This is a genomic window from Paenibacillus taichungensis (genome assembly GCF_013359905.1).
GTDB lineage: Bacteria > Bacillota > Bacilli > Paenibacillales > Paenibacillaceae > Paenibacillus > Paenibacillus taichungensis.
Genome location: NZ_JABMCC010000105.1, coordinates 182,697 through 205,212, shown reverse-complemented (window position 1 = coordinate 205,212; position 22,516 = coordinate 182,697). Strand labels below are relative to the sequence as shown.

Below are 22,516 nucleotides of genomic sequence, written 5' to 3'. Positions count from 1 at the left end.
CGGAATATGCGGGAGATCATTTGTACAATTAAGGGGATCATATTATAATAGGATTGGTTAAAAATCGCTCTAATACGTATTCAACCAAGTGGAGGCACATTTATTTTGAGCCAATCAAATCGAAATCGTCATCAATATCCGCGTGGACCGTTGGCATTGATGAGAGGGGTGTACAAATACACCATTCCGGAAACGCGGAAGGAATTGGATGGATGGCGTGCCCAAGCTGAGAAAATTCCGAATGAGGAATTGCGCAATCAGGCACTGGCCAGTCTCAGGGACAAGCAGTTCCACTGTGAAGGCGGGACCGTTTATGCTTTACCTGATTTGCCGAACAGGCACATTCTGATTCCACTGATCGTTTCATATCAGACTATTAGTGATTATTTGGACAATCTGTGTGATCGCAGTACATCGATGGACCCGAATGACTTTCGGCTTCTCCATCAATCTATGCTTGATGCGGTAGATCCCGAAGCAACCCCTGTCAATTATTACGCGCTCCGTGAGGAGCAGGATGATGGTGGATACCTAAGGAATCTGGTGACCTCATGTCAGGAGCTGACTCGTCAGCTGCCAGGCTATGCATCCGCCAAGCCTCAAATTCAGGATCTGGCAGGCCTATACACGGACCTGCAGGTATATAAGCACATCAAGCCGGAACTGAGAGAAACGGCTTTGCTGGAATGGTGGTCGGAACATCGCCACCGCACACCTCAGTTCCGTTGGAACGAATTTGCCGCCGCTACCGGCTCTACGCTGGGCGTATTCATGCTGTTTCTGGCTGCGAGTGATGATCAGCTGACAGAGGAGCAGGCGGCTTCGATCCACACTGCCTATTTTCCTCATGTATGTGCTCTGCATATTATGCTCGATTATTTAATCGATCAGGATGAAGATCGTATCGGAGGAGATCTCAACTTCTGCAATTATTATGAGAATGTGGAGACAATGCTGGACCGAATTGCTTTTATTGTGGAGATGGCCCGCAGTGATGTGCAGAAGATTCCGGGAAGTTCGTTCCACCGGATGATTATCGAAGGACTGCTTGCCATTTACCTGTCTGATCCCAAAGTCAGCGAACAACAGGAAGTTCGCGTCGTTTCCAAGCGTTTGATGAAGAATAGTCCGATGACAAGAGTATTTTTCTTTATCTTTAGCCGCTGGATTCGTAAGCATATGTAAGTCAGGCGTATTGGTGGGAGCCTGAAGTGAAACTAGAGGAGGAAGAAACATCATGACAGCAGTAAAGAAAATCGCAGTTTTAACGAGCGGTGGTGATTCACAAGGGATGAACGCGGCTGTTCGTGCGGTTGTTCGCAGCGGACTGTTTCACGGTCTCGAAGTGTACGGGGTTCAACGTGGATACCAGGGTCTTTTGAATAACGATATTTTCCCAATGGATTTGCGGAGTGTAGGGGATATCATCCAGCGTGGGGGAACGGTTCTGCAATCGGCACGCTGTAAGGAATTCTATACCGCTGAAGGTCAGCAAAAAGGTGCAGACATTCTGCGTGCACGCGGTATTGACGGCCTGGTTGTTATTGGTGGAGACGGTTCATATAACGGTGCCAACAAACTGAGCAAGCTGGGCATCAACACGATGGGTCTTCCGGGAACGATTGATAATGACGTTTCTTTCACCGATTATACGATCGGATTCGATACAGCAGTAAGTGTAGTAGTAGATGCAGTAAACAAATTGCGCGATACCATGTCTTCACACGAACGCTCTTCCATCGTTGAAGTAATGGGCCGTCACTGTGGCGATATCGCTTTACATGCAGGACTCGCATCGGGTGCAGAAACGATTCTTGTACCGGAAGTTCCGTTTGACATGGACGAAGTGGCAGATCGGATGAAAGCCAATTTTGCACATGGCAAACGCCACAGTATCATCATCGTTGCTGAAGGCGTGGGCAAAGGTGAAGATGTAGCGAAAGAACTGATGGAACGCTGCCCAACGTATGAGCCACGTGTAACTGTTTTGGGTCACATTCAGCGTGGAGGTACGCCAACTCCGTTTGACCGTAACCTTGCCAGTCGTCTGGGAGATTTCGCCGTACGCAGTCTGATCGCAGGTGAGACAGACAAAGGTTGCGGTATTATCAAGGGAGAACTGACCCTGACGGATATTGATAAAGTTGTTAATACGAAAAAAGACTTCGATATGGAGACTTATCAGCTTGCACAGCGTTTGTCCCAATAATCCAGTCATCAACAAAAGTTTAAATTAAAAGAGCACAGTCCCGTTTTATCGCGGGCTGTGCTCTTTGTTATATTTCCATTATTTATTTTCAGCCATACGAACCGAGGCTTGCTTCTGAACAAGGAACAATCTCCAGAGAAGCGCTGTTGCTCCAACGGCGAGGCCGGCAATGAGTCCAACCCAGTATCCAAAGGCACCGAGTGAGGTATACGTAGCCGTGATGTAGCCGACCGGTAGACCGATGATCCAATACGCGACAAACGTTATGATCAATGCAGGATTCACGTCCTTGTAACCCCGAAGTGCTCCCTGCGTTGGGGTGGCAATGGCATCAGAGATTTGAAAGAAGATGGCGTAAATCAGGAAATGCTGTGTCAAAGCAATAACTTCGCGATCATTCGAGTACACGCCTGCAATTTGTTCCCCGAATACCAGTAATACCACAGCTGTTAACAGAGAGAGCCCAATGGCTCCTCCGATACCCAGGAGGCTGTATTGCTTTGCGTCTCTCACACGCCCTGCGCCCGCCTCATAGCCCACAAGAATCGTAAGGGCCATACATATACTCACAGGCAGCATATACAGCGTAGAAGCGAAATTCAGGGCTGCCTGATGGGCAGCAATCGTAATAGTGTCGAACCGGCTCATTAATAATGTGACCGCTGCAAAGATAGAGGTTTCAAAAAAAGTAGCGAAACCGATGGGAACACCGATCTTGAGCTGCTCTTTCCATTTGGTCAATGAAATGTTGGGCAATTTTCGAAAGATCCCATATTGGGCAAAGGGCTCAATCCGGTGTACGAAAAAGAGGCTGAGGAGAAAAATGAGCCAGTATGTACTTGCTGTAGCTACACCTGCTCCGACACCTCCCAGTTGAGGGAAGCCCCAGCGTCCAAAGATAAGCAAATAGTTCAGGAAGATGTTTACAGGAAGCGAAACCAGCGTAATCATCATGGTGATCCGTGTCTGGCCCAGTGCATCCATAAAACTCCGCAGCACAGTGTAGCCGAAAAGGGGGATAACCCCAAAAGCCAAAGCACACAGAAAATAGAAGGCGACTTGGGCAACCCGCGGCTCCAAAGGCATTCCGTTAAGAATGGGACTGAGCAGTAATGTACCTGCTGCAAGAACGACGATTCCGACCGCCACACCTAGATATAAGGCTTGAATGACATTATGACCAATCTTGTCATTACGATTCGAACCGAGCAGGTGTGAGACAACAGGTGTAATGCCAATCAGAATACCACTGAGTCCTGTCTGTACCGGCAACCACAGGCTTGCACCAATGGCGACACCAGCGAGATCAGCAGGGGAGAACTTGCCTGACATATTGGTATCGAAAAACGACATGGCAGAGAGGGCGATTTGTGTGGTGAAGATGGGTAGAAATATAATCAGGAATTGCTTTACTTTTTGAGAAAAGCTGGTGGTGGTCATGTTCACTGGCAGTGCCTCACTATTCTTAAGAGTTATCACTAAACTGTCATGTACGGACAGCTATTTATTGTAGTGGATTTTGCCCAATTTGAATAGGGAGAGGAATATGGTTGTGCGGAAGGTAAGGTTGAGAGCATAGTAAATAACCTCGCTCCAGAGAATACGGAACGAGGTTATTGGAGTAAAGTGAACAAACAATAAGAGTGCATTATTTATAGTTTACATCTGGTGTATATCGATTGGAAGCATTCCAGAGCAGGTACTCATCCACATCCATGTCTTTCATCGCACGAATTTGGTCTTCTACCTGTTTTTTGCCGTATTTGATGTAATGTCCGCTGCCTAACCAGCTTGCTGTAAAGTCCTGAATCCATGGGCGGATAACGGGTTTCAGCTCCTTGGTTGGATCGAGTTTCTTATGTGTATCTTTCATGGAGCCTTTGATGGTCGTATAGGGATCTTTGTCAGGGTCCTTCACACCGTACCAGCCGGTGGAGTAGTGACTCGGGTAAACCATCGGCGAAATGACATCCACGTTTTCAGATATCTTCACAAAATCCTGTCCAATACCCTCGGCTGCTGGTACTGAGGCTGCGTAACCGAATATATCTACCGAGACTCGGACACCCAGCGGTGCGAGCTCTTTGCGTGCATACTGCACGAATTCGGCTACAATGTCGACCCGGGACTTGTCAGACTTGGTGTATTTCAATGCGTCTGCACGCGTTTCAAAACCTTCCGGAAAACGAACATAGTCGAACTGAATTTCCTTAAATCCCAATTTAGCAGCTTCCTTGGCGATCTCTATGTTGTAATCCCATACTTCCTTACTGTAGGGATTCACGAAGCTGTCGCCTTTGCCATTGGCCCATACAGAACCGTCCTTGTTGCGGAAAGAGAGCTCCGGATTTTTCTTGGCGAGAATCGTATCCTTGAATACAACCACTCGTGCGATCGGGTAAACATCATGTTTTTGCAGGCGTTTCATCAAGGCATCAATATCACGGATAAAAGGCTGAGATTTGCCCATTTCCTGTAATGTCTTGTTCTCCGTAGGGTAAGTTATGTATCCGAGATCGTCCTTGATATCAATGACCATGGAATTGAGCTCTGTGTTATCCATCAGATCGAGTAATGATGTCATGCGTGCACCACCGGCGCTGTAAGCCGTCACATAGATGCCTTTGACAACGGGTGCATCGGGTTGAGGGTCAATTTTGGCAGGTGGGTTATCCGCATCAATAACGACTTGATCTTTTTGAGATTGAATAATGGCGGTATTGAAGCTGTTTGTTAAAGATTGAAAAGGCTGATTCCCTTGATCGGCTGTAGCGGGTGCACTACTGATAGTTCCCCAGGCCATAGCCAGTAAAGCCCAAAACATGTTCATTCATTTCCACTCCCCTATGTGCATTCCATGTTTGAATTATACATTAAAGCCTTTGGGCTTTTAACCATATTATTCAAGTGATGAAACACATGGGGAAAATGAAAACCGCTTCCTGTTGAGGGGTAACCCCCACAAGAAGCGGCGTGATCAATCTAAAAAAAATTATTGAATGTAAATCTCATTTTGATGCTCACAAATACTGTACTGAATGATTTCCATTGCGTCTCCCTGTTCCAGGATGCCCAGCCCATCCCGGAGAACAATCAGTGAGTCGAGCTCATTCGGTTTTAAGAAAGGGAGCATTTCCGGGCACCATCTGTTGACGATTTCAAACAGTTTTACCGTTTCCATATCCACAATAATCACCCTTTCCTACTCGAATTCCAAAATGGTAAGTCATTCGGCGCGAATCGGAAAAGCACATGGTTCTGTGAAATTGAAGGGCACATCCTGCTATACAACATATTTAGGAGCCGTACACCGTTATTATACCACAATGTTTAGAATTGTTAACCGTACATCTGTCTCAACTTCGGCGGAAAGAGCCCATAACTCCAACCGTTTCCACAATATTAACAAAGGCGTTCGGATCCGTTTCCTTGATAATTCGTTTGATTTCAACGAGTTCGTAGCGAGTAGTCACTGTCATTAACATGTCCTTTTCGATGTCTGTATATGCTCCCTGAGTTTTGATTTTGGTGACCCCACGAGGGCGAACAAGCAATTTTTTCAACATCGCTTCGGTTTCATTGGTAATGATGTACAATGTGACTTTGACATGGCTGATGTGAATCAGATCCAGCACTTTGCCTGTGATATAGATCGATACCATGGAGGCAAGCGCGATGTTCCAGTCATCATTCAGATAGCCTGCGAGCATAATAATGGCTCCGTTCATGCCAGCCATTACCGTACCAATCGGAAAATCACGATTACGGGTGAAAATGGAACCAACAATGTCGAGCCCGCCCGTCGAGCCGCCGACTCGGAAGGAAACTCCGGTACCCAATCCCACTAACACGCCGCCAAAAACACAGCTCAGAAGGGGGTCTGTTGCCACAGCAAAAACAGGCAGAAGCCCGATGAACCATGAAGTGGCTGCTACCGAAACAATACTTAATGTAATGAAACGTCGTCCAAGAATAAACCAACCTGCAACCAGCAGAGGAATGTTTAGAACAAAATACATTATACTAAGATTCAAATTCGTAAAATAGCCGAGAAGCATGGAAATACCGGATACTCCGCCGCTAAGAAGCTGATGGGGAACCAAAAACCAGTTGAAGCCGCAGGCAATAGCTGCAGCACCCAATACGATCACTAAAAAGTGCCAAACCATTTTGGGCAATTTAATCACCTCATTTATATTTAAAACCAGATTGCTGGTAATCTTGAATTGTTTTGTGATATAATGATTTGTGGATATTCTTGAGTAGGAAACTTTTTCCAAATGGAACTATAAAATTTGAAATGTTTCAAACGCATGTATGTAGTTTTAGTCTTATGTTGGGGACCCATTCACGAATTATGTTCGTTTGTGAAAATAATTCGACTTGATGGGATAACCTATAAATATTAACGCTACTTAAGAATACAGACAACAAAGTGGATTGTCCACCATGTCCACCATATAGAAGGAGTATGAATAATTTTGACAAATTTAAATTTCACAGATTTCAATCTTGAACCACTGGTGCTGCAAGCGATCACCGAACTTGGTTTTGAAGAGGCAACTCCGATTCAATCCAAATCAATCCCTCTTGCTCTTGAAGGCAGAGACTTGATCGGTCAAGCTCAAACGGGTACTGGTAAAACCGCTGCATTTGGTATTCCATTGATCAGCAAAATCTCCAAAAGTGATGAAAAAATCCGCGCCCTCATTATGGCACCTACACGTGAACTCGCGATCCAAGTTGCCGAAGAAATCGAAAAACTCACCCGCTTCAAAGGTTTGCGCTCCCTGCCAATTTACGGAGGACAAGATATCGTTCGTCAAATCCGTGCACTGAAAAGAAAACCACAGATCATCATTGGTACACCAGGACGTCTCTTGGACCATATCAACCGCAAAACAATCAAACTTGATGATGTACAAACTGTTGTATTGGATGAAGCAGATGAAATGCTCGACATGGGTTTCATGGAGGATATTCAATCCATCCTGAAACAAGTTCCAGACGAGCGTCAAACGATGCTGTTCTCAGCAACAATGCCTCCTAACATTCAAAAATTGGCTCAACAATTCTTGAACAACCCTGAGCACGTTTCCGTAATCCCTAAACAAGTAAGCGCGCCTTTGATTGACCAAGCTTACATCGAAGTGCCTGAGCGCCAAAAATTCGAAGCACTCAGCCGTTTGTTGGATATGGAATCTCCTGAACTGGCGATCGTATTCGGACGTACTAAACGTCGTGTTGACGAATTGGCTGAAGCTCTGCAAAAACGTGGATACTCTGCTGACGGTCTTCATGGTGACTTGTCTCAAAACCAACGTGATACAGTAATGCGTAAGTTCCGTGACGGCAGCATTGATGTACTCGTTGCAACAGACGTAGCTGCACGTGGACTCGACGTATCCGGCGTAACTCACGTTGTGAACTTTGACCTTCCGCAAGATCCGGAGAGCTATGTTCACCGTATCGGCCGTACAGGTCGTGCGGGTAAAGAGGGTGCTGCATGGTCTTTCGTAACTCCGCGTGAAATCGACCACCTGCACTTCATTGAGCGTGTAACACGTCACCGTATTCCGCGCAAACCACTGCCAACAATGGCTGAGGCTGTAGAAGGAAAACAACGTTTGACAGCTGAGCGTTTGCTCGAAATCGTACAATCTGGCGAACTGAACGAATACAAAGGTATCGCGATTCAAATGCTTGAGCAATATGATTCTGTTCAACTGTTGTCAGCTGCGCTGAAGCTCCTGACAGGTGACAAAAAAGATGCTCAAGTTGATCTGACTCCTGAAGATCCGATCCGTGCAAAACGTCGTAAACCGGATGTTCGCTCTGGCGGACGTAAACCATCTGGTTACAGCGGCAACCGCAGCAGCAGTGGTGGCGGTGGTTACAACCGTGATCGCAACAGCAGTGGCGGCGGACGTGGCGGATACAACCGCGATCGTAACAGCAGTGGAAGCGGAAGTGGAAGCAGAGAAGGTGGTTACAACCGTGACCGCAAACCACGTCCAAGCAACAACGAAGGACGTCGTCCTGCCAAAGATTCTTCTTTCGAATAATATACAAGTGTGAACTGGAAAATGGAGCAGGGCGACTGCTCCATTTTTTTATGTGCAGATTATGCGAAACCATTATGCTGTCGATCTCTTTTCGGGAAGGGCTGGCTTTTCCTATCTATAATAAGGTATATTAATATTATTAGAATTAAGGCTAGACGCAAGGCTGCGGAGGAGGAGAATTGTTTGGAATTTAAAGGAGCTATGGGTGGGATCTACCGACTTACAGAGTGGATTACGAGACTGGCCGCAACCAATTTGTTGTGGGCTATTTGTTCGTCTCCGTTCTTGTTTTTCTTGTTTATGAAACTGCTCGTGATGCAGCAGAACCTGGCTAACGAATCACTACAAATGAACTGGGCTATAGCCATTGTGGCACCGCTTACACTATTCCCGGCGACGTCGGCGCTGTTTACGGTTGTTCGTAAATGGAATATGGGTGATACGGATGTGCCGATCTTCCGTACTTTCTTTGTAGGTTACAAAGAGAACTACAAACAGAGTTTAATCGGAGGCGTCTTCTATACCTTGCTGTTTGCCATCATGTATCTGGATTACACAGTATACATGACACAATTTAAGAATATGCAGCTGGTCGGAATTATTATGCTCGTACTGCTGCTGCTGCTGTTTGTTTCTCTCTTTAACTTCTTCTCGATGGTTGTGCATTACCACATGTCCATCGGAATGATTATCAAAAATGCAGTTCTATTGACGTTGATCAGACCATTCCGTGTATTTTCCACGTTGCTGGGAAGTGGATTGTTGTTCTATATCGGTTTTCGTTATCCGGTCTTGTTCATCTTCTTCATTATTAGTATTGTTGCTTGGTTTGCTTTCTTCAACTTCTACGCTACGTTTAATAAGATGCAGGAGCAGATGGAGAAGATGCAACTAAAGAAAGAAGAAGAGGAAGCTGCACAAGCCGCTGAACAGGCAGGGGAGTCAGTTGAGACGATAGAGACGGCTGAACCATCTGAGCTTAAGTCATCTGACGAAAAACAAGATAATATCCAAAAATAAAACATGAGCTGTCACCATTTACTTTTTACACAGTTAGGGATATAATAATTGTACATCCTGCGATGTACGTTTCGGTTATTCGTTGTTTTGAACCAATGATGATGTCTTCGGGAGATCAATACAGAATGTTGCTGAAACGCCCTGTCTATATGACATGGGGACTTCAAAAAACATTTTTGCGGCCACCCACCTGCCAAGCAGGTTCATAAGACAATGTAGCCGGACGGCATAGGCGGGTTCCTATTTTATCATGTACAGCACCCTGACTCTTTCCTCTAATCCAGGAATTTCAGGGTGCTTTTTATTTGAGCTTATTTTGTTGAATTGGCTGTATTTTGTTAAAAGTGTCGCTTGCCCTTTTGTTACTACATGAACAATGTTACACTAGTATACATAAATGGAACGGTTACATTCAAAGGAGGAAGGGTCTTGACCTTAAAGAGAACGCTCGTCGGTATCATCCGCAGCATGGAGGGAACCAGCGATCGAGCCAAGGATCCCAAATTAAAAACACGGTATTATAACTTATCCAAAGACAGAGCCTGGGAAGAGGTTTCTTCGACACTCAAAAAAATTCCGGGTTATAAAGTGCTGCATGAAGTGCCTTCTGTGGGAGAGGTCATACTGGAGAAGCGGACTACCTTTGGACGGACGATGGATATTACAGTTTCCATTATATCGGTAAGTCCTGTTCGTAGTGCGGTCGATATGTATTCGGCTTCACGTGGTTCACTTGGAGATCTGGGTTCTAATTATCGCACGATCATGAACTTGTTCTCCGTATTGGATAAGAAGCTGAGTAAGTATAAGTCAAATGATTGAAATAGATGGTTGAATAACAAAAAGCGAGAGAAGGTTAACCTTCCTCGCTTTTGTTCTGAACGTGAACTACCTTTTACAGCAAGGCTTTTACAGCGGAAATCGCTTGCTCGAAGTTAGGGGAGTCTGTCATTTCAGGCAGATATTCCACATATGTAATTCGGTCTTCAGCATCCAACACGAAGATGGAGCGCATGTCCAATTGGAATTCTTTGATCAGAACACCGTAGTCTTCACCGAATGAACGTGTTTTGTAATCGGAAAGTGTTACGACGCGGTCAACTCCGGCTGCTCCACACCAGCGTGCTTGTGCAAATGGAAGGTCAACGCTTACTGTCAATACGACAACATTGTCTCCAAGATCTCCTGCTTCAACATTGAAGCGACGAGTTTGGGCATCGCATACGCCAGTATCCAGTGAAGGAACAACGCTGATTAATTTGATTTTACCTGCGAAGTCTTTCAGGGATGCATCTTCAACCAGGTTTTTACTCAGTGTAAAATCGGGTGCTTGATCGCCCACTTTCAACTCGGGTCCGATCAATGTAATAGGGTTGCCTTTAAAGGTGGCTGCGCCTGTACGTTCTTGTGCCATAATAATGTTCCTCCTTATAAGTTGGTGATCCGTGCCAAAATCCATTATAATCTTTTATGAAAGGCATTGTCCAATTCGGACGAGGATCATTAAAATGGGCCATACTTGAAGGCTGATCTGAACAGGGTGGAGTGAAAGCAGAAACTTATGATATTTATAAGGTATGAGAACTGGAAAAGTTATTTGAAATTTTTCCCTTTGACGTCGATTCTTTTAATTGCCAATGTTGTTATGTTTATTGTGTTGAGTTTGAACGGTGGTTCCACAAACAGTATGACGCTGCTTAAGTTTGGAGCGCTTGTTAACCATGAGTTGTTTGCAGCAGAATGGTGGCGTTATATTACGTCGATGTTCTTGCATGCTGGTTTCAGCCATTTGTTGTTTAACAGTTTTGCTCTCATCGTATTTGCACCACCAATGGAACGGTTGCTTGGTTCAGTAAGATATGGTGTGTTGTACTTGGGTGGAGGCATTTTGGGCAACATTCTGGCTGTTGCGTGGTATAACTCGGTTGGGGCGACGACAATCTCAGTAGGTGCTTCAGGAGCAATCTATGCAATCTATGGTGCATTTCTGTATGTTGCCTTGTTCCAGCGGACAATGATGGACGAAACCTCACGTAAAACGTTGTATACACTGCTTGTATTCGGAATTATTTTTTCCTTTGCCATGACAGGCATTAACTGGATGGCGCATTTGGGTGGGTTGTTAGGTGGATTCTTCATTTATGGACTGCTCATCCGCTTGTGGAAACCCCGCAGCTTTAAGCAGTAATCGGATTGGTCTGAAGACGGAATGCAATCAAGGATAAGTAGGGTATAGTAGATTGGAGAGATCAGTGGCAGTGGAATTAAGACAGTTGCATTACTTTTTGAAAGTGGCACAGAAGGAGCATGTTACGCAGGCGGCGGAGGAATTGCACGTAGCGCAGTCTGCGGTGAGTCGTCAAATTCATCAGCTGGAGGAAGAACTGGGAGTAGACCTCTTTATGCAAAAAGGGCGAAATCTGCAGTTGACCGCAGTCGGGCAGCTCTTTTGCAAACGGGTTGAAGGCATATTGAAAGATCTGGACAAAGCGGTCGGTGAGGTTCATGAGTTTCTCGACCCAGAGCATGGTGAAATTCGTATCGGTTTTCCTCACAGTCTCGGTATTCACTTGATTCCTTCGGTTGTAGCAGCGTTCCGTCAGCGTTATCCTAACGTCAAATTCAGATTCAAGCAAGGCATGTTCCCAACGCTCATTCGCGATGTGTTATCGGCTGAAGTGGACTTGGCCTTCATATCTCCATTTCCGGAAAAGCATGACCAGGTAGATGGAGACATTGTGCTTACGGAAGAACTGCATGCAATCCTTCCACCCAATCATCCGTTGGCCGGTGAAGAGAGCATTGCGTTAGAGCAACTTAAAGATGATAAGTTTGTATTATTCAGCAAAGGGTATTCTTTACGTCCGATTGTTTGGCACGCGTGTCTCGAAGCTGGGTTTACCCCCAAGATTGCTTTTGAAGGTGAAGAGACGGATACCATTCGTGGGCTGGTTGCCGCCGGCATGGGTGTAAGTTTGCTGCCGGAAATGGCCCTTTTCCAGACGAACCCGCTGCAACCGGCGCATGTAGCCATTTCTCATCCAAAAGTGACACGTACGATTGGGTTGATCCATCGCGCGGATGACAAGCTTCCACTTGTTGCGCAGTCATTTCGTTCATTCTTGCTTAATTATTTCGGTTTACAGCAAAACAATACCCCATCCGATTAACGGTGGGGTATTGTTGTTTTTGTTTGTGTATTCAATTAGTCACGGCTATTGAAAATTCCGATGTAACGAACCAGTTCCAGTAATGAGATTAAGGCTGCAGCGACGTAAGTTAATGCTGCGGCATTCAGTACTTTGGCGACGCCTCTTTCTTCTTCGTTCCGGATATAACCTTCCGATACCATAATCTCTCTTGCACGATTACTAGCATTGAACTCGACCGGCAACGTAATGAGTTGGAACGCAACGGTTACGGAGAAGAAAATAATACCAATTCCGACTAGGTTCATTGCATTAAAGATGAATCCGGCAATGAGCAAGAAGGGTGCGAGTCCGGATGCAAAGTTGACGATCGGGAAAATCCGGTGACGTAGTGCCAACATCGGATAACTTTCCTTATGCTGGATCGCATGGCCAACTTCATGGCACGCAACGGAGACAGCCGAGATTGAGTTTTCATAATATACAGGCTCAGACAACCTCACGACACGATTGATTGGATCGTAGTGATCGGAGAGTGCTCCACGCACCGGTTCAATAGGAACGTCGTGTAGGCCGTTAGAGTCCAGCATATGACGAGCAGCATCGTAACCGGTCATTCCATTCAGGTTTTTAACATCAGACCAACGATTGAATGTGCTCTTAACGCGGAATTGCGCCCACAAGGAGAGCACAAAGGCGATAATGATCAAAACGAACATACCGTTATTAAAACTCATATTCATTCCTCCGCTTTCTAAATATTAAGTTACATCATGGTGTTCTCAAGCAAGATTTTTAAAGCTTCCATCGTACCAGCACTTTTGGCGAGCAGTCCGGCCATCATCTTACGTGCTTGTACAGGTTTCATCTCGCCTAGCAGCGGTTTAAGCTCATTTACCTCTCGCTCAAGCTGTTGCACATGGAGTTCCAATGTTGTCAGTTTACTGGCAACCTGTTCTTCCGTGCTCACCATACTCCACTTCTCAAGAGATTGCTTAATCTCGTCGAGACTATACTTCTCTTGTTTCATGTGTACAATACGTTCGAGCCTGGTTAAAGTTTCATTACTATAAAGACGATAGTTTTTTTCTGTACGCTCTTCAGGAGCAATGAGACCGAGCTTTGTGTAATAATCAATCGTCCGTTCGCTCACACCTGCAGTTTTGGCAAGTTCGCCAATCCGAAACAATTTCATATCCCCAATGATATTCACCTCGCTTGCAAGTTCAAATGTAGGGAATTGTAGATTCCAGTTGCGGCTTTGCATAACCCGCCCAATTTTTTTCTTACTAATAGTTATGATACATGATCTTTAACCATACAGTCAAACGTTACGCTTTGGCGGCAGTCATGCTGCGTTTCTATATCTATGTACTCATAGGACATGAATATGTACTTAAGTGCAAGAAAAAGACGTAAGACTTTATTCCCAGAAATATTTTTCATTTTTGATGAAAATACTCTTGTCAACTTTCCTGTCTTCTGCTTATAATGGCATTAAGAGTTTCACGATATGTGAAGAAACTTAACATAAGAGGGAGTGGGGTATATGAGAAAGAAATGGTTGGTTTCGGTGTTAATAATGCTTACTTTATTGGCTTTCCCGGTCAGCGCATTTGCAGCTGCGGAGGGGCCGACTAACATCGAGCTTCAAAGCGGCCTGAACTCAGCCTTTACGTTTCTGGCTGTTGTGCTGGTTTTCCTGATGCAAGGGGGATTTGCTTTACTTGAAGCGGGTTCGACTCGAATGAAAAACGCAGGGCACATTGCGGGTAAAACAATCCTAACATTGGGAATATCGGTTATTGCCTTCTGGGCTCTAGGCTTCGGTCTTGGTTTCGGTAATGGTAACAGTTTCTTCGGAACAACTGGATTTTTCCTGAGTGGGGACGGAATGGCGGCTTCTTTCGAATCATTGGCCTTTTCTGATGTTCCGCTAACAATTAAGTTTGTATTCCACCTTGCCTTTGCGGCAGTATCCCTGGCCATCGCCTGCGGTGGTATGGCTGAACGTGCAAAGATGAGTGTATATATCGTTTTCGGTACGTTGTATACCATTATCATGTATCCGGTTGTTGCTCACTGGGTATGGGGCGGCGGCTGGTTGGCTGAGCTTGGTATGCAAGACTTTGCAGGTTCGACGGTTGTCCACTTGACGGGTGCAACTGCTGCACTGGTAGCTACTATCTTGTTGAAGCCACGTATCGGCAAATATAACAAAGATGGTAAACCTAACATCATTCCAGGTCATAACCAAGTTTACTCCGTACTTGGTGTAATTATCCTATGGATCGGTTGGTTCGGTTTCAACCCAGGTAGTACATTATCTGCCATGGGTGATGGATTCTTCGGTTATGTAGCATTGACTACAAACGTAGCTGCGGCTGCTGGTGGTGTTGCGGCACTGTTGATCTCATGGGCTGTATTGGGTAAATCCGATATTCCGAGCATGCTGAACGGCGTGCTTGCGGCACTCGTTGCCATCACAGGTGCTTGTGCTTTCGTAGAACCATGGGCAGCGTTGGTTATTGGTGCTCTGGCAGGGATTATCACATTCTTCACTGCTCAATTCTTTGAACGTAAAGGAATTGACGATCCAATCTATGCTTTCTCTGTACATGGTATTGCTGGTATGTGGGGAGCGATCTCCACAGGTCTGTTCGCAACACCAGAACTTGCTGAGAATGCAGGTGTAGGTCAAGCGGGATTGTTCTACGGTGGCGGTTTCCACCAACTGGGCGTTCAGCTTCTGGGTCTGGCAGGCGCATTTGCCTTCGTACTGATCATGTCCTTCATTATTCTTGGTGGTATGAAAGCTGTCATGGGTATCCGTGTAACGGAAGAAGAAGAAACAATGGGTCTGGATTTAAGTGAGCATGGTACTTACGGGTACCCTGAACAAATGAAAAATGTAGAAACTAAATCCAATGGCGGTACGTTCAGCTCCTAAGAGGAATGATTGCTGAATCATGCTTCAAGGAGGCTGGACATGATGGAACCCATCCCGTATATAAATCAATCCTGGTCCTATCAGGGAATAGATGGTGCGGCATCTTCTCAAGAACTGCGCCAGGCACGTGTGATATTGCAGAATGAGCTCCAGGAACTGTTGTCCGCTTCCTTGTCGCCGATTGAATGGTACCAGACGGTAAATGAACTGCATGACCGGGTTGCTCGGCGAGCAGTAGAGTTATGCATCCAGGGGATGGTAGAGGAAGGCTTAGGCCGACCTCCCGTCCCCTATGCCTTTATCGTTTTTGGCAGTTCCGGCAGGCAAGAAGCGACGTTATGGAGTGATCAGGATAATGGCATGATTATCAGCGATTTCCCTCATGAGGGGAAAGAGGCATATTTCGCTGAACTCGGACTTCGAATGACCGATATGTTGGAGGCACTTGGTTACGCCAAATGTGAAGGCAAAGTGATGTGTTCAGAGCCTTTATGGAGGAAAACGCTGGAATCCTGGAAGGAACAACTGAAAACATGGGGATCGGACCTGTCATGGGAGCCGGTTCGCAATCTAATTATCGCTTCAGACATGCGCTTTGTTGCAGGTGAGCCAGAACTCGCGGAGGAATGGATTTCTGCATTTTATGAAGGGTTCAGATCGCTTCCTGATCTTTCCGATGCTGTGTTGCGCAATACCGTTAAACACAAGGCGACACTGAACATTCTTGGAAGGGTCGTAACGGAACGATTCGGTGAACATGCAGGTGGATTTGATGTGAAATACGGCTTGTATATTCCTCTGGTGAACAGTGCGCGTTTTCTGGCTTTACAGCATGGTATCAAAGAAACGTCCACGCTGAAGAGAATTCAGAGGTTGGTGTCACTCGAAGCAGTTCCATTTACTCTGCTGGATGCAGCTCAGCGTGCATTTATGACGGCTTTGAAGCTGCGCCGCAGTACACCCATTGTGTTGAAACAAGGGTTGCAGCATAGCGGTGGTTTTCTGAATGAGAAACAGTTGAAGGAAAAACAAATGCTTTATGAACTAAGGGATACGTTAGGGTTGGTGCGGCGAGTACATCGTGCGCTGCAAAGACAACTTCGTTTTGCAGAAAGGAGACGTCCATGAGAGAGCCGGCAAGGGGCAATACTGGATTCTGGAATTCGCTGCGCCAGGGAGGGGTTCCTTCCGCCATCGCTTCCATAATGGGAGCCCCTACGGCGCAACATATGGCGTTTATCCGTTCGATGATGAGAGAACAGCGCAGACCCGAGGTGCTGCACACGCCCTTGAATGAATTGAATGCTGTCGTATTTGATCTGGAAACGACGGGCTTCTCTCCCCAGCACGGGGATGAGATCCTTTCCTTTGGGGCGGTGCGAATTAATGGTGGTGTGATGCTGGATAATGAGCAGTTCTATACCTTGGTTCAGTCCAAAGTCTCCGTTCCGGAACACATTACGGAACTGACAGGAATTACACAGCAAATGACGATGGATGCTCCGTCGCTGCTGGAAGGCTTGCATGACTTCATGTCTTTTGTTGGTGGAAGTGTACTGGTTGCTCATGCAAGCGCGCATGATCGGGCTTTTCTGAATGCGGCCTTGTGGCGGACATCCAAAGTAAGGTTAACGCACCGGCTCATCGATACGATGATGCTGGCACGTTGGCTTGAGCCGAGTAGGCCTGGTTATGGACTGGATGAATTGCTGGAATCCAAAGGCATTCCCATCTATGGGCGCCACCACGCTTTGGAGGACGCTAAAATGACTGCACAGCTTTGGTCCTGTTATCTGGAGGATATGTCTCGCAAAAATGTAGAAACATTGGGTGATCTGTACACCCAGTTAAGTCACGCATAGTGGGGTGGGCTGTAAGCTGTATGGTTGGCCGAGGCTCGTTACAATGCTCGAATCAACATTTGAATGAATTTGATAACCATTTAGAAGCATCTTTGATTGTGTGTCAGCTGTAAGGTCTGGTGAGCCTATAAAATAGAGCTGGAGTAGTCCAGCGAAAATCGGTAGGTTGCGCAGATCCTCATTGGAAGGTATGGGAGTGGTTCGAGGGTGGGAGTGAAAGAGCCCGATAAGTTGCGGCTCATTGAACACACATCGGATCCATTCTGCATCTTCCAATGCGAAATGGTGCAGCGGGTCAGGCGCTACGTTACGAATGGGCTGAAACCGACTGATTCGTATGCCGCCCGCTGCGGCTTCACCCAGCACAACCCCGCAGGCTTCCAGCGGCAGCGAAGCAAACATGTACTTAGACATCTCCTGCTCTACGAAGGAAGGGATGTAGAAGGTGTTTTGCTGCCCGTGAAGTGCTGCCATTTGTATTCACCCCTCTCTCTTTGGCTCCTGCTTCGGCAGGAGTCCTTTTTTATTTTATTTTGTGTGACTCGGATTGTAAAATTTTAAAGGAAAAGGGTACAATATGAGAGAGAGCTTGAAATATCTCACATGTTATAAAAGCGTAAATCTCGATATGTTTGATTATACAAAAGGGTGGCTGGTCATGAAACGAAATATATACATACTGCTGGGTGTTGTATTGCTGGTGGGCATTGCTTTGGCTCAAAATGCAGACAATGGAATCGCAGCTGTGTTTAAGCAGGAGGAGCCGATGCCCACGGAGACGGGGCCGAAAGCGGGTTTACTGGCACCAGCGTTCTCTTTGCAAGCCATGGATGGGAAAACCTATTCTGTAGGCGGAGCCAAGGAAAAGGCCATCTTCGTCAGTTTCTGGGCATCATGGTGTGAACCGTGCAAGCAAGAAGCTCCTGCGCTCAATACATTGGCAGCAAAATACAAGGATAAACTGGATCTCTACGGTGTGAATGTAACCACGTACGACAAAATCAGAGATGCCAAAGCTTTTGTAGATGAATACAAACTGACGTTCCCTATTCTGCTTGATGAAGACGGAACAGCATATGCCAAATATAACGGTTTAGCTTTTCCAACGAATGTACTGATTGATTCCCGAGGAGTCGTTCAGGAAATTATCTTGGGGATTTTGCCTGAGAAAGAGCTGGAGCGAAAAATCAAGGAGTTAATTGCGGATTAACCAAGCAAGAAGCTAGCCGAGCGAGAAGCAAAAGCGCCTGTCTTCCAATGTTTTTGGAAACAGGCGCTTCTTTTATTTTCCGGGAAATATGCATTAATGGTTGCTTAGACCGTGAGCTGGAATGTTGACTACATCAGGCTCGTCCTGCAATTTTTCTTGAAGAAGGGCATAACGGAAACTGTGTACGAGAGCTTCCCAACTCGCTTCAATCACGTTCTCGGATACACCGACCGTATTCCAGGTGTTTTCTGTGTTTTTGGATTCAATTAATACACGAACCTTCGCGGCAGTAGCATCTTTTTCATCCAGAACACGTACTTTATAGTCGGACAGATGCATGTTGGCAAGGGAAGGGAAGTACTGCACAAGTGCTTTCCGAAGTGCGTTATCCAGTGCGTTGACCGGACCGTTGCCTTCAGCTGCGGTATACGCACTTGTTCCACCTACGTTAAGTTTAACAAAGGCTTCCGAAACAACTGACTTGCCAGCCGCTTTTTCAACAAGCATCTTGAACGATTCAAAGGTAAATAATTCTTTCATGTCACCGTTGGCTTCACGGATCAACAATTCAAGAGAGGCATCAGCGCCTTCGAACTGATAACCCTGATGTTCCAGATCTTTGATTTTCTCAATGATCTGACGTGAATTGGCACTGCTTGGATCAAATTCAAGACCCAGTTCCTGTGCTTTGGACACAATGTTACTTTGTCCGGCCAGTTCGGAGACGAGCACACGCTGCTTGTTACCAACCAACTCAGGAACGATATGTTCGTAGGTCCGCGAATCACGCAGTATGGCAGAGACGTGAATACCGCCCTTGTGAGCGAAAGCCGCATTTCCGACATAAGGCTGGTTGATTGGCATATTTACGTTGGCAATCTCACTGACATAACGGGCAACATTTGTGAGCTGTCTCATCGAATCCTCAGAAACGCACTCATATCCAAGCTTCAGTTGCAGGTTAGGGATAATCGAAGCCAGATTGGCATTGCCACATCGCTCTCCATACCCGTTCATTGTACCTTGCACCTGTCTGGCACCGGCTTGTACTGCGCTTAAGGTGTTGGCTACAGCAAGTTCACAGTCATTATGTGTATGAATGCCCAAATGGGCTTGTGGAAGCCGTCCAGCGAGTGAGGATACGATCTCGTACACCTCATGAGGCATCGTTCCACCATTGGTGTCACACATTACAAGCCAGTCCGCTCCAGCTTCATGGGCTTTGGTCAATACAGCCTGTGCATATTCCGGATTGTGTTTAAATCCATCGAAGAAATGCTCTGCATCGAAGATGACTTCCATACCGTTTTGTTTCAGATAGGCAATGGAGTCGTAGATCATGGACAGATTTTCTTCCAAAGTGGTCTGCAAAGCAGTGTGTACGTGGAAATCCCATGACTTGCCTACCAGAGTCGCTGCCTGAGCACCGGATTCAATCATGCGCTTCAAGTTCGCGTCTTCACTTGCGATGCTGCCTTTACGACGTGTACTACCAAAGGCGACAACCTTCGCGCTCAGGTTCAGTTCCTTGACTCTTTTGAAAAACTCAATGTCCTTGGTGTTGCTGCCTGGAATTCCGCCTTCAATATAATGAGCACCCAGGTCATCGAGCTTCTTGGCAATTTTGAGCTTGTCATCTGCCGATAAGCTGACTCCCTCCCCTTGTGTGCCGTCACGTAAAGTCGTATCGAAGATGGAGATGGCCTTTGACATGAAGATCCTCCTTTAAGATGAAGCGCTTTTTTTAGAAAGTTTAATGGTGTGTTTAAAAAACATATGAGCATGTTGGTGACGAATCCTTCGATTCTGTACCGCTACACTGTATTAAATTCAAAGTGTAGATTTGTCCTAAAATCGTGAATTTGTATAATTAATTATTATAGCACCATTATCGCCAAATGCTACATCGAATTCACCATTTGGTGTAACAAATGATGGATTGTAGAGTTGAGTGAGCTGTGAACGTAGTCTTGTAATATGTTATGCTTCATCTAAATACAAGTATTCCAGGATTGAATATGGATTCAAATCTTGTCTTTATAAATGGAGGGAAAAGAATGAGCTTTGTTTGGGAGAATACAATTATTTCATTCATTATTATTGCTATTATTGTCGTTGCCGTGTGGGGTATCATTCGATCGATCGTTAAACCTCGCCGAAAATAAGGGAATATAAATGATTTTTACATAAGGGACTTTGATATAATAGAGTAGATTGCATTTCACGGAATTGTGTATACGAAAGGGCGGTGGTGGATCATGTCTTCGGACGGGACGCATAACAACATAGATGTAGATCGATATTATCCTACCGCCGGACGAGTGATTTTGCATGTCGATATGAATGCTTTTTATTGCTCTGTACATGAAGCCGAGGAACCGGAATTATATAGAGGAAAAGCGACGGCCGTTGCTGGCAGTAGTGAAGTGCGCAAAGGTGTCATAGTAACTTGTTCATACACAGCTCGAAGCAGGGGGATTTCTACAGGCATGGTTGTTCATCAAGCATTGAAGAAATGTCCTGATTTAATTGTGATTCGTCCGGATTTTCATTTATATCGTCGGTATTCGAAAGAATTCATGAAAATAGCTTACAGTTATACACCGCTACTTGAAGCGACCTCAATTGATGAGTGTTATCTCGATATTACGGGGTCCAGACAGTTCGGTACACCGCTGGAAATTGCGGAAAGTATTCAGACCAGAATCCGGGATGAGTTAGGGATGCCTTGTTCGATCGGAATTGCACCCAACAAGCTGCTTGCCAAGATGGCCTCTGATTTGAAAAAGCCAAATGGCATTTCGATCTTGCGGATGAGGGATGTACCTCAGATTTTATGGCATAGACCTTGTAACGAGATGTTTGGAATTGGCAAAAAGACAGCGGAAAAGCTGAAGAAACTGGGCATTGAAACCATAGGACAGCTTGCCAAATCAGACGAGCGGATGTTAACCGATGTGTTTGGAATTAATGGCTCCTGGTTAAAAAATTCAGCAAACGGCATTAATCATTCGGCAGTTCAGGCTGAACGTGAAGCGAACAAATCGATTGGACACACGACAACGTTACCCGCGGATATATCTGAAATGGATGATGTACATCGGGTGTTACTGAATATAAGCGACCAGGTTGCAAGACGGTTGCGCAAACACGAAATGCTCAGTCAGGGCATTCAGATTACGATTCGTACACCGGATATGAAGACGATTACGAGATCACGGATGATGGAGGTGCCTACTGAAGATGCCTCGATCATATACCGGGAGGCCTGTGCTTTATTTGCAAAACATTGGGGCGGCGGGAAGCCTGTTCGTATGTTGGGTGTGACCCTTCAAACGCTGATTCCGCGTGAGGAGTCGGCGATACAGCTTGATCTGTTTGAATATGAGCAGAAGCCGAAGAAGGAAAATCTGATTCGCATCATGGATCAGTTACGTGACAAATTTGGCGAAAATGCTGTCGTTACTGCTGGCATGCTGGGAGATGATCCTTCCGTATTACTGCGCAATCATAAAGTCCGGGGAACATCGCTGCAAAAAGATAATTTGCAAAGTCTCGATTAAATAGGGCATAATGAAGTCTTGAGGCTGTTAAAATTATTTGTAATAACTCTTACTTTGTATTAATATGTTTCTAGATAAAAATACTGTACGTTTTTGAATAATAGGAGGAGAGATTGGTAATGAGTAAATTTACTTGGGTAGAAAAAGATACATGTATTGCGTGCGGAGCATGCGGAGCAACGGCGCCAGACATTTATGATTATGATGATGAAGGTTTGGCAGAAGTAATCTTCGATGGAGATGCTAACCAAGGGATCAAAGCAATTCCGGATGACTTGTTCGACGACATGCAGGATGCTTGTGACGGCTGCCCTACGGACTCCATTAAAGTTGCAGATGAACCTTTCAACAAAGAAGGTTAATTTCTTTCATATGAACATACAAAAGCACATTCTTCTGTCTTTGGGACAGTGGAATGTGCTTTTTTTGTCGAATGTAGAGGCTTACATCCGGGTACTCAAGTCCTATGGATTTCTTGTCATCATTTG

The 22,516-nt window shown here is 45.6% G+C and carries 22 protein-coding genes and 1 other RNA gene; 14 read left to right on the top strand and 9 right to left on the bottom strand.

Annotated elements, in window-relative coordinates; all coding sequences use genetic code 11:
• Positions 1–105: 105 nt before the first annotated feature.
• A complete protein-coding gene (locus tag HP548_RS10555) occupies positions 106–1,185 on the top strand; it encodes a tetraprenyl-beta-curcumene synthase family protein (RefSeq protein ID WP_175381611.1) in 1,080 nt (359 codons plus the stop codon).
• 52 nt (positions 1,186–1,237) lie between these two features.
• The gene (pfkA, locus tag HP548_RS10550) at positions 1,238–2,209 is read left to right on the top strand and encodes a 6-phosphofructokinase (RefSeq protein ID WP_076292040.1); all 972 of its coding nucleotides are present in this window, start codon (positions 1,238–1,240) and stop codon (positions 2,207–2,209) included.
• Positions 2,210–2,287: 78 nt separating this feature from the next.
• On the opposite strand, the gene HP548_RS10545 is transcribed toward pfkA, so the two are convergent.
• The 4 genes from HP548_RS10545 to HP548_RS10530 all read right to left on the bottom strand — a co-directional run bounded on the left by HP548_RS10545 (position 2,288) and on the right by HP548_RS10530 (position 6,378).
• Complete coding sequence (locus HP548_RS10545; RefSeq protein WP_175381656.1) at positions 2,288–3,649, bottom strand: MATE family efflux transporter; 1,362 nt, start codon at positions 3,647–3,649, stop codon at positions 2,288–2,290.
• Between the two features lie 208 nt (positions 3,650–3,857).
• On the bottom strand, positions 3,858–5,039 hold the full coding sequence (locus HP548_RS10540; protein WP_175381610.1) for a putative glycoside hydrolase: 1,182 nt from the start codon (positions 5,037–5,039) through the stop codon (positions 3,858–3,860).
• 162 nt (positions 5,040–5,201) lie between these two features.
• A complete protein-coding gene (locus HP548_RS10535) occupies positions 5,202–5,390 on the bottom strand; it encodes a hypothetical protein (protein ID WP_029880762.1) in 189 nt (62 codons plus the stop codon).
• 175 nt (positions 5,391–5,565) lie between these two features.
• Positions 5,566–6,378, bottom strand: coding sequence for a YitT family protein (locus HP548_RS10530; RefSeq protein WP_375165310.1), 813 nt, complete (start codon positions 6,376–6,378; stop codon positions 5,566–5,568).
• Between the two features lie 312 nt (positions 6,379–6,690).
• Here HP548_RS10530 and HP548_RS10525 point away from each other — a divergent pair, with 312 nt between their 5' ends.
• The 4 genes from HP548_RS10525 to HP548_RS10510 all read left to right on the top strand — a co-directional run bounded on the left by HP548_RS10525 (position 6,691) and on the right by HP548_RS10510 (position 10,116).
• A complete protein-coding gene (locus tag HP548_RS10525) occupies positions 6,691–8,274 on the top strand; it encodes a DEAD/DEAH box helicase (protein ID WP_076292037.1) in 1,584 nt (527 codons plus the stop codon).
• Between the two features lie 183 nt (positions 8,275–8,457).
• The gene (locus tag HP548_RS10520; protein ID WP_076292036.1) at positions 8,458–9,294 is read left to right on the top strand and encodes a YesL family protein; all 837 of its coding nucleotides are present in this window, start codon (positions 8,458–8,460) and stop codon (positions 9,292–9,294) included.
• 51 nt (positions 9,295–9,345) lie between these two features.
• A non-coding RNA gene (gene ssrS, locus HP548_RS10515) (6S RNA) lies at positions 9,346–9,537 on the top strand.
• A gap of 186 nt (positions 9,538–9,723) precedes the next feature.
• Complete coding sequence (locus HP548_RS10510; RefSeq protein ID WP_024629239.1) at positions 9,724–10,116, top strand: DUF1499 domain-containing protein; 393 nt, start codon at positions 9,724–9,726, stop codon at positions 10,114–10,116.
• A gap of 73 nt (positions 10,117–10,189) precedes the next feature.
• Here the strand turns inward: HP548_RS10510 and tpx are convergent, their stop codons facing one another.
• Positions 10,190–10,708, bottom strand: a complete 519-nt coding sequence (gene tpx, locus HP548_RS10505) for a thiol peroxidase (protein ID WP_063564797.1) — start codon at positions 10,706–10,708, stop codon at positions 10,190–10,192.
• Between the two features lie 147 nt (positions 10,709–10,855).
• Here tpx and HP548_RS10500 point away from each other — a divergent pair, with 147 nt between their 5' ends.
• Positions 10,856–11,482 (top strand): rhomboid family intramembrane serine protease, encoded by a 627-nt coding sequence (locus HP548_RS10500; RefSeq protein ID WP_076292034.1) that lies wholly within the window; start codon positions 10,856–10,858, stop codon positions 11,480–11,482.
• Positions 11,483–11,552: 70 nt separating this feature from the next.
• On the top strand, positions 11,553–12,464 hold the full coding sequence (locus tag HP548_RS10495; RefSeq protein ID WP_024629242.1) for a LysR family transcriptional regulator: 912 nt from the start codon (positions 11,553–11,555) through the stop codon (positions 12,462–12,464).
• 35 nt (positions 12,465–12,499) lie between these two features.
• Here the strand turns inward: HP548_RS10495 and HP548_RS10490 are convergent, their stop codons facing one another.
• Positions 12,500–13,180 (bottom strand): zinc metallopeptidase, encoded by a 681-nt coding sequence (locus tag HP548_RS10490; RefSeq protein ID WP_099853542.1) that lies wholly within the window; start codon positions 13,178–13,180, stop codon positions 12,500–12,502.
• 29 nt (positions 13,181–13,209) lie between these two features.
• Positions 13,210–13,638, bottom strand: a complete 429-nt coding sequence (locus tag HP548_RS10485) for a MerR family transcriptional regulator (protein ID WP_076292098.1) — start codon at positions 13,636–13,638, stop codon at positions 13,210–13,212.
• 354 nt (positions 13,639–13,992) lie between these two features.
• On the opposite strand from HP548_RS10485, the gene HP548_RS10480 reads away from it, so the two are divergent.
• Genes HP548_RS10480 through HP548_RS10470 form a run of 3 tightly spaced genes read left to right on the top strand, consistent with a single transcriptional unit; the run spans position 13,993 to position 17,255 of the window.
• Positions 13,993–15,393 (top strand): ammonium transporter, encoded by a 1,401-nt coding sequence (locus HP548_RS10480; RefSeq protein WP_076292032.1) that lies wholly within the window; start codon positions 13,993–13,995, stop codon positions 15,391–15,393.
• 33 nt (positions 15,394–15,426) lie between these two features.
• Complete coding sequence (locus HP548_RS10475; RefSeq protein ID WP_409347650.1) at positions 15,427–16,521, top strand: DUF294 nucleotidyltransferase-like domain-containing protein; 1,095 nt, start codon at positions 15,427–15,429, stop codon at positions 16,519–16,521.
• Positions 16,518–17,255 (top strand): exonuclease domain-containing protein, encoded by a 738-nt coding sequence (locus HP548_RS10470; RefSeq protein ID WP_076292031.1) that lies wholly within the window; start codon positions 16,518–16,520, stop codon positions 17,253–17,255. The genes HP548_RS10475 and HP548_RS10470 overlap by 4 nt, the downstream gene beginning before the upstream one ends.
• Here the strand turns inward: HP548_RS10470 and HP548_RS10465 are convergent.
• Positions 17,241–17,729 (bottom strand): Mov34/MPN/PAD-1 family protein, encoded by a 489-nt coding sequence (locus HP548_RS10465; RefSeq protein WP_076292030.1) that lies wholly within the window; start codon positions 17,727–17,729, stop codon positions 17,241–17,243. The genes HP548_RS10470 and HP548_RS10465 overlap by 15 nt on opposite strands.
• 184 nt (positions 17,730–17,913) lie before the next feature.
• Here HP548_RS10465 and HP548_RS10460 point away from each other — a divergent pair, with 184 nt between their 5' ends.
• The gene (locus HP548_RS10460; RefSeq protein ID WP_076292096.1) at positions 17,914–18,465 is read left to right on the top strand and encodes a TlpA family protein disulfide reductase; all 552 of its coding nucleotides are present in this window, start codon (positions 17,914–17,916) and stop codon (positions 18,463–18,465) included.
• Between the two features lie 93 nt (positions 18,466–18,558).
• On the opposite strand, the gene cimA is transcribed toward HP548_RS10460, so the two are convergent.
• On the bottom strand, positions 18,559–20,178 hold the full coding sequence (gene cimA, locus HP548_RS10455) for a citramalate synthase (RefSeq protein ID WP_175381609.1): 1,620 nt from the start codon (positions 20,176–20,178) through the stop codon (positions 18,559–18,561).
• A gap of 545 nt (positions 20,179–20,723) precedes the next feature.
• Between cimA and HP548_RS10450 the strand changes: the two genes are divergently transcribed.
• Positions 20,724–22,028 carry a DNA polymerase IV gene (locus HP548_RS10450; protein ID WP_076292028.1) on the top strand — a complete coding sequence of 435 codons (1,305 nt, stop codon included), beginning with the start codon at positions 20,724–20,726 and terminating at the stop codon, positions 22,026–22,028.
• A 119-nt stretch (positions 22,029–22,147) separates the two neighbouring features.
• A complete protein-coding gene (locus HP548_RS10445; RefSeq protein WP_053783645.1) occupies positions 22,148–22,390 on the top strand; it encodes a ferredoxin in 243 nt (80 codons plus the stop codon).
• Positions 22,391–22,516: the final 126 nt, after the last annotated feature.

Coding starts and splice junctions, on each gene's coding strand:
- HP548_RS10540 (WP_175381610.1), bottom strand. CDS start 5,039: ATGAACATGTTTTGGGCTTTACTGGCTATGGCCTGGGGAACTATCAGT.
- HP548_RS10485 (WP_076292098.1), bottom strand. CDS start 13,638: ATGAAATTGTTTCGGATTGGCGAACTTGCCAAAACTGCAGGTGTGAGC.
- HP548_RS10490 (WP_099853542.1), bottom strand. CDS start 13,180: ATGAGTTTTAATAACGGTATGTTCGTTTTGATCATTATCGCCTTTGTG.
- HP548_RS10545 (WP_175381656.1), bottom strand. CDS start 3,649: ATGACCACCACCAGCTTTTCTCAAAAAGTAAAGCAATTCCTGATTATA.
- HP548_RS10450 (WP_076292028.1), top strand. CDS start 20,724: ATGTCTTCGGACGGGACGCATAACAACATAGATGTAGATCGATATTAT.
- HP548_RS10530 (WP_375165310.1), bottom strand. CDS start 6,378: ATGGTTTGGCACTTTTTAGTGATCGTATTGGGTGCTGCAGCTATTGCC.
- HP548_RS10465 (WP_076292030.1), bottom strand. CDS start 17,729: ATGGCAGCACTTCACGGGCAGCAAAACACCTTCTACATCCCTTCCTTC.
- tpx (WP_063564797.1), bottom strand. CDS start 10,708: ATGGCACAAGAACGTACAGGCGCAGCCACCTTTAAAGGCAACCCTATT.
- HP548_RS10445 (WP_053783645.1), top strand. CDS start 22,148: ATGAGTAAATTTACTTGGGTAGAAAAAGATACATGTATTGCGTGCGGA.
- HP548_RS10535 (WP_029880762.1), bottom strand. CDS start 5,390: ATGGAAACGGTAAAACTGTTTGAAATCGTCAACAGATGGTGCCCGGAA.
- pfkA (WP_076292040.1), top strand. CDS start 1,238: ATGACAGCAGTAAAGAAAATCGCAGTTTTAACGAGCGGTGGTGATTCA.
- HP548_RS10500 (WP_076292034.1), top strand. CDS start 10,856: ATGATATTTATAAGGTATGAGAACTGGAAAAGTTATTTGAAATTTTTC.
- HP548_RS10480 (WP_076292032.1), top strand. CDS start 13,993: ATGAGAAAGAAATGGTTGGTTTCGGTGTTAATAATGCTTACTTTATTG.
- HP548_RS10460 (WP_076292096.1), top strand. CDS start 17,914: ATGAAACGAAATATATACATACTGCTGGGTGTTGTATTGCTGGTGGGC.
- HP548_RS10470 (WP_076292031.1), top strand. CDS start 16,518: ATGAGAGAGCCGGCAAGGGGCAATACTGGATTCTGGAATTCGCTGCGC.
- cimA (WP_175381609.1), bottom strand. CDS start 20,178: ATGTCAAAGGCCATCTCCATCTTCGATACGACTTTACGTGACGGCACA.